The 6,184-nt window shown below is 73.4% G+C and carries 4 protein-coding genes and 1 pseudogene; all 5 read right to left on the reverse strand.

The genetic code is table 11. From position 1 onward, the window contains the following. Window positions 1-106 precede the first annotated feature (106 nt). Entirely contained in the window at window positions 107-1,087 is a 981-nt protein-coding gene (locus ACWEBX_RS36385; protein ID WP_451889023.1) for an NAD(P)H-quinone oxidoreductase, read from the reverse strand. Between the two features lie 48 nt (window positions 1,088-1,135). After that, complete coding sequence (locus ACWEBX_RS36390; RefSeq protein WP_451889024.1) at window positions 1,136-2,242, reverse strand: potassium channel family protein; 1,107 nt, start codon at window positions 2,240-2,242, stop codon at window positions 1,136-1,138. Between the two features lie 39 nt (window positions 2,243-2,281). Then, complete coding sequence (locus ACWEBX_RS36395) at window positions 2,282-3,748, reverse strand: molybdopterin molybdotransferase MoeA (protein WP_451889025.1); 1,467 nt, start codon at window positions 3,746-3,748, stop codon at window positions 2,282-2,284. Then, a complete protein-coding gene (locus ACWEBX_RS36400; protein ID WP_451889026.1) occupies window positions 3,745-4,899 on the reverse strand; it encodes a DUF6457 domain-containing protein in 1,155 nt (384 codons plus the stop codon). The genes ACWEBX_RS36395 and ACWEBX_RS36400 overlap by 4 nt, the downstream gene beginning before the upstream one ends. Before the next feature lie 172 nt (window positions 4,900-5,071). Continuing rightward, window positions 5,072-6,052: pseudogene (locus tag ACWEBX_RS36405) on the reverse strand (dihydrolipoamide acetyltransferase family protein); the annotation flags it as partial. Between the last annotated feature and the right edge of the window lie 132 nt (window positions 6,053-6,184).

Raw genomic sequence — 6,184 nt, forward strand, 5'->3', positions numbered from 1 at the left:
TACTCGGGTCTGGGGCCGGTGCGGCGAGTGGGGGTCCCCCCTGCTCGAAGAGCTTGGGGGAGCGTGCATGGCGTCGCCGGGCAGACGGGAATTGTTCAGACAGGCCCTAGGGGGCGACGAGCAGCACCTTTCCGATGTGGCTGCTCTCCTCCAGGACCCGGTGCGCGCCCGCCGCGTCGCTCATGGGCAGCTCACGGTCGACGACCGGACGGACATGGCCGGAGTCGATCAGCGGCCACACGTGCTCACGCACGGCCGCCACGATGGCAGCCTTCTCGCCGAGAGGCCTGGCACGCAGCGAGGTCGCGCTGATCGCGGCACGCTTGTTCAGGAGAGTGGCGATGTTCAGCTCCGCCGTGATGCCGCCCTGCATGCCGATGACGGCGAGCCGTCCGTTGACGGCGAGGGCGCGCACGTTCCGGTCGAGGTACTTGGCTCCCATGTTGTCGAGGATGACGTCGGCACCCGCCCCTTCGGTGGCGCGCTCGATCTCCTCGACGAAGTCCTGCTCGCGGTAGTTGATCAGGATGTCAGCGCCCAGCTCCGCGCAGAAGTCGAGCTTCTCCTTGGTGCCCGCCGTGACCGCGACCTTCGCGCCCACGGCCTTCGCGAGCTGGATCGCCATGGTGCCGATGCCGCTGGAGCCGCCGTGCACGAGCAGGGTCTCGCCGGGGCGCAGGTGGGCGACCATGAAGACGTTCGACCACACGGTGCACGTCACCTCGGGCAGCGCCGCCGCCTGCAGGACATCCAGCCCCGCGGGCACGGGCAGCAACTGCCCGGCCGGGACGGCGACCTTCTGGGCGTATCCGCCGCCCGAGAGCAGCGCGCACACCTCGTCGCCGACCGACCAGCCGATGACGCCCGGTCCGACCTCGGCGATGCGCCCCGAGCATTCGAGTCCGGGGTAGGGGGAGGCGCCGGGCGGTGGGTTGTACAGGCCCTGCCGTTGCAGCAGATCGGCGCGGTTGACGGCGCTGGCCACCACCTCGATCAGCACGTCGCCCTCGGCCGGCACAGGATCGGGAACCTCGTCCCACACCAGCGCCTCGGGCCCACCAGGTTCAGGAATCGTGATCGCGTACATGAGAGCGACGCTACTCCTGAGAGGTTGCCTACTCCTGAGAGGCGTCGCCTACTCCTGCGGCAGGGGCCGAATGTCCGGCGCGGTCCAGGTGCTGCGCGTGACCCGGGCGATCGTGATCAGCCGGTCCGTCAACTGCAGTGTGCCGACGTCAGGATCGTCGTATCCGAGCACGCGATGTCCTCGTACGACGCTGACCACCAGATCGGTGGTCTCCCGGGGGCCCAGGCCCACTTCGGCCTTCGTGACGGGCCGCTCCACGATGTCGAGCCCGCTGCCCTGATGGATCAGGTCCTCCATCACCATGCCCGCCGCGGGGCTGAGCACGGAAAGTCCGAGGAGCCGGCCGGCCGCGCTGGCGCTGGTGATGACCGCGTCGGCGCCGGACTGCCGGAGCAGCGGCGCGTTCTCCTCCTCACGGACGGCGGCCACGATCTTCGCCCCGCGATTGAGCTGCCGCGCCGTCAGGGTGACCAGGACCGCGGTGTCGTCCCGCTGGGTGGCGATGATGATCTGGCGCGCCTTGTGGACCTCGGCGCGCAGCAGCACATCGCTGCGGGTGGCGTCCCCGATCACTCCCGCGTACCCGTCGGCCGTCGCCGCCTCGACCACTCTCGGGCTCGGGTCGACGACCACGACCTGTTCCTTCTTGAGCCCGGTCGAGCAGACGGTCTCGACGGCCGACCGTCCCTTGGTCCCGAAGCCGACAACGACGGTGTGCTCCCTCAAGGCCGCCCTCCAGCGGTTCAGTCGCCACTCCTCCCGGGTGCGTTCCGTGAGGACCTCCAGCGTGGTGCCGACCAGGATGATCAGGAACAGCACCCGCAGGGGCGTGATGACCAGGATGTTGATGAGCCGGGCGACGTCACTGGTCGGGGTGATGTCGCCGTATCCGGTGGTGGAAAGGGTGACCGTCGCGTAGTAGAAGGCGTCCAGCAGGTCGACCGTGCCGTCGGAGTTGTCGGTGTAGCCGTCGCGGTCGACCCAGACGATGAGCGCGGTGGCCACGAGCAGCAGCAGCGCCATCGACAGCCGCTTCGCCACCTGCCGAAAAGGGCTCTGCACCACCTTCTGCGGCAGTTTCACCTGGTAGGTCACGAGGCGTTCGTCCGCCTGGCGGGCGATCGCGTCGTCGCCCGGAAGTTTCACGTGAAACACTCCCCGCTCGGATTCATACCTCTCACGCCCCCGGCCCGGTCAGCCGAAGCACGCGTCGATCCCCGCGACGGCCCAGGGCAGATCGATGAGTTCCAGCTCCTGCCCGGCTCGCGCACCGCCCGGCGGCACGACCGCGAGCGCGTCGGCGGCGGCGATACCGCGCAGCATCGCCGGGCCGTTGTAGTGCAGCGGCGCGGCCCGCTCACCGCGCAGCGAGACGGGGATGAGCCGGGTGTCGTACGGATGCCCCTGCACGGCTTCCCCGAGCGGCAGCGTGTACGGCTCCGGGGCCGTGCGTCCGGCCAGCGTGCGCAGCAGCGGCTCAGCGAGCGTGAGCAGGCCGGAGACGGCGGCGAGAGGGTTGCCGGGCAGGCCGACGAGGTGCTGGTTCTCCTGGGTGCGGGCCAGCAGCATCGGGTGTCCCGGCCGCACCTTGACGCTGTCCACCAGCAGTTCGGCGCCGATCCGGCGCAGGGTGGGGTGGACATGGTCGACGGGGCCGCCGGCCGTACCGCCGGTGGTGACGATCAGATCGGCCCGGGAGCCGGTGATCGCCTTGTGCAGCGCCTTGGCGTCGTCGCCGAGCCGGCGCACCGCGACGACCTCGGCGCCCAGCGCCCGCAGCCACGGCGGCAGCATCGGACCGAGCGCGTCCCGGATGAGCCCTTCCCGGGGCAGTCCCTCGGTGAGCAACTCGTCACCGAGTACGAGAACTTCGGCGCGCGGCCGGGGGACGACGGCGAGCGTGTCGTAGCCGGCGGCCGCCGCGAGGCCCAGCACGGCGGGGGTGACCAGGGATCCGAGCGGCAGCAGTTGGTCGCCGTTGCGGCACTCCTGGCCGCGGGGGCGGATGTCCTGCCCGTGCGCGAGCGCCAGGACACCCCGGGAACGGGCGGGTGACGGCTCCTGCGCGACGCTCGCGTGGAGCCGGCCCTTGCCGTCGAGACGGCCGTGTTCGCTGCGCAGGACGGCCGTGGCGTCCCTCGGGACCCGTGCCCCGGTGGCGATCCGGACCGCCTCGCCGTCGCCGAGCCGCTCCGGTTCCGCGTGCCCGGCGAGGACGCCGTCCTCCCGCACCTCCCAGGGGCCGGGTCCGGCGACCGCCCAGCCGTCCATGGCGGAGGTGTCGAAGGAGGGGAGGTCGGTGAGCGCCGTCAGGGGTGCGGCGAGGACGAGGCCGAGGGAGGCCTCCAGGGTGACCGAAACGGGGGTGCGGCGGGCCAGGGAACGGGCGGCCCGCTCGGCGACGGCCCGGGCTTCCGGCCACGGGGTGGACCGGTGCCGGGTGTGCTTGCCCTCGCCGCCGGCCTGTGCGCCGGGCGACGGGGCCGCCGCCGGGTCGCTTCCCTGGGGGCCCGGGACGGCGCGCTCCGCCCGTCCGGACTCGCCGGACGGGCGGGCGCCCGTGCCCTTGACCAGGGCGAGCGCCTCCTCGACGTCGAAGTCCTCGGTGTCCTGGCCGTCCCGGCTGTCCTGGCTGTCCCGGGTGGAGCGGGCGGCGGTCATCCGGCGTCCGGCTCGGTGGCGGTCGTATCGGTCGTGGCGCCGGGCGACGCGGCGTCCGGCGCCGCTTCGGACGCGGCCTCGTCGGCCCAGCGGAGCGCGAGCGCGGCGGCTTTGCGGGAGGCTTCGGCGACCGCCTCCGGGCCTCCGCCGGCCCGCGCGGCCGCGTATCCGACGAGGAACGTGGTCAGTGGCGCGGCCGGCCTGGCGACGCCGTGCGCGGCGTCACGGGCCAGGTCGAGCAGCACACCGGTGTCGACGTCCAGGTCGATGCCCAGTTCGTCCTTGACTGCGGAAATCCATTCATCCAGCACGTGCCCATGCTCCCTGATGCGTGCCCGAGCGGCGGCGATGTCGTCCCAGGTGTCGCAGTCGAAGGACGCGACGGGATCGGCGATGCGAGTGAGGTCGAGTGCGGCGACGAGCCGCCGCAGCGGCAGCCCGGCGAGGCTCCCGTGCGCGGCGGCGAGCACACCCAGCTCGCGACGCAGCGCGTCGGCGCGGTAGGCGGCCACGAGGGGCTGATCCCGCCCCTCGGGATCGACGAGAAGAACCCCGTCGAAGCGGGCACCGGGGCCGTCGGCGCGGGCACCATGCCCGTCGTGACGGATGCCGGGTTCCTCGGCGCGGGTGCCGGGGCCCTGGCCAGGGGTGCCGGGTCCGTCGAAGCGAGTGCCACGCCCGATGTCGGGGACCCCGGGCACCTCCGGACGGGATCCGGGCCGCTCCGGACGGGCGTCCGCCGCCTCGTCACGGGGGCCTGGTCCCTCCGCGTGGGTGCCGGGCCCGGTGTGGGTCGGGTCGGGGGCTTCGGGGAGGGACGAGGGCTCGGGTGGGCCGGCGGCGCGGAGGGTGTCCAGCAGGCGCCGGACCGTCTTCTCCTCCAGGAACGGAAGATCGGCCGAGAGCACGAGGACGTACGGCGCCGCGGTGTGCCGCAGCCCGGCGTCCAGCGCGGCGAGCGGTCCCCCACCGGGCGGGTCCTCACGGGCCCACTCCACCGGGCGGGCCGTGGGCCTGGGCCCGGCCACGACCACCGTGCGGGTGGCATCGGCACAGGCGGCCAGCACCCGGTCCAGCAGCGTCCGGCCGCCCACCCGCACGCCGGGCTTGTCCTGGCCGCCGAGCCGCCGGGCGGCACCGCCCGCGAGCACGACGGCGTCGTACCCGCCATCGGCGCCGCGGGTGCCCTGTCGGTCGCGCCTGCCCGGCCGTCCGGTCGCGCCCTCGGGCTCGTACGCGGTCATGCCCCCGAGTATGGGCGCCCGGGGAAGCGGTGCCACCCCCGGGGCACGGCACGGGTCCGGGGGTGACCGGACCCCGCGCCTACAGAGTCCGCAGCAGCACCGCCGGCTGTTCGACGCAGTCCGCCACATACCGCAGGAAGCCGCCCGCCGTACCGCCGTCGCAGACACGGTGGTCGAAGGAGAGGGAGAGCTGGACGACCTGACGCACCGCCACCTCACCTTCGTGCACCCACGGCCTGGGGATGATGCGGCCGACGCCGAGCATGGCCGCCTCGGGGTGGTTGATGATCGGCGTCGAGCCGTCGACACCGAACACGCCGTAGTTGTTGAGCGTGAACGTGCCGCCCGTGAGGTCCGCCGGCGTCAGCTTCCCGGTCCGGGCCACCTCGGTCAGCCGGCCGAACTCCGCGGTCAGACCCTCGGCGTCCCGTGCGTGCGCGTCCCGCACGACGGGGACGACGAGCCCGCGCTCGGTCTGGGCCGCGAAGCCCAGATGCACCTGGTCGAGCCGGACGATCTCGCGGGCGTCCATGTCGACCGTCGAGTTCAGCTCCGGGAAACGGGCCAGTGCCGCGGTGCAGATCCGGGCCAGCAGTGCCAGCAGGGAGATCTTCGGGCCACCGGCCGCGTTCATCGCCCTGCGTGCCTGCATGAGCTCCGTCGCGTCGGCGTCCACCCAGCAGGTCGCGTCCGGGATCTCGCGCCGGCTGCGCGAGAGCTTGTCGGCGACGGCACCGCGCACACCCTTGAGGGGGACACGGACGCCCGCCGGAGTCGCGCCCCGGGAGACGCCGGACGCGCCGGGCACCACCGACGCGATGTCCGCGTACGTGGTCACCTGATCGGCCGGCGCGTCGAACGCGGGCGCCGCGACGGACACGCCGAATCCGGCGGGCACGTTCGACCGCGGCCGACCGGTCGCCGCCGCGCGCAGCGCGTACTCGACGTCGGCGCGCAGGATGAGTCCCTCGGGGCCGGAGCCCTCCAGCTCCCGCAGGTCCACCCCGTTCTCCCGGGCGAGCCGGCGCACGAGCGGCGAGATCACCGGCACGGGGCCGTCGCCCCGCGACGGCGCCACGCCGTTGCGGGCGGCCCGCGGTGTGCCTGCCTCGGCCGGCGGCACGGCACCGACGGGTTCGGGGCGGCCAGAACTTCACCGATCTGACGGCCTCGAAGGCGTACACGTTCGACA

It is taken from the genome of Streptomyces sp. NPDC005070 (assembly GCF_053600395.1).

What these genes read in the sequence shown, in the direction of transcription:
- ACWEBX_RS36385 (WP_451889023.1), bottom strand. Translation starts at nt 1,087, where the DNA reads ATGTACGCGATCACGATTCCTGAACCTGGTGGGCCCGAGGCGCTGGTG.
- ACWEBX_RS36395 (WP_451889025.1), bottom strand. Translation starts at nt 3,748, where the DNA reads ATGACCGCCGCCCGCTCCACCCGGGACAGCCAGGACAGCCGGGACGGC.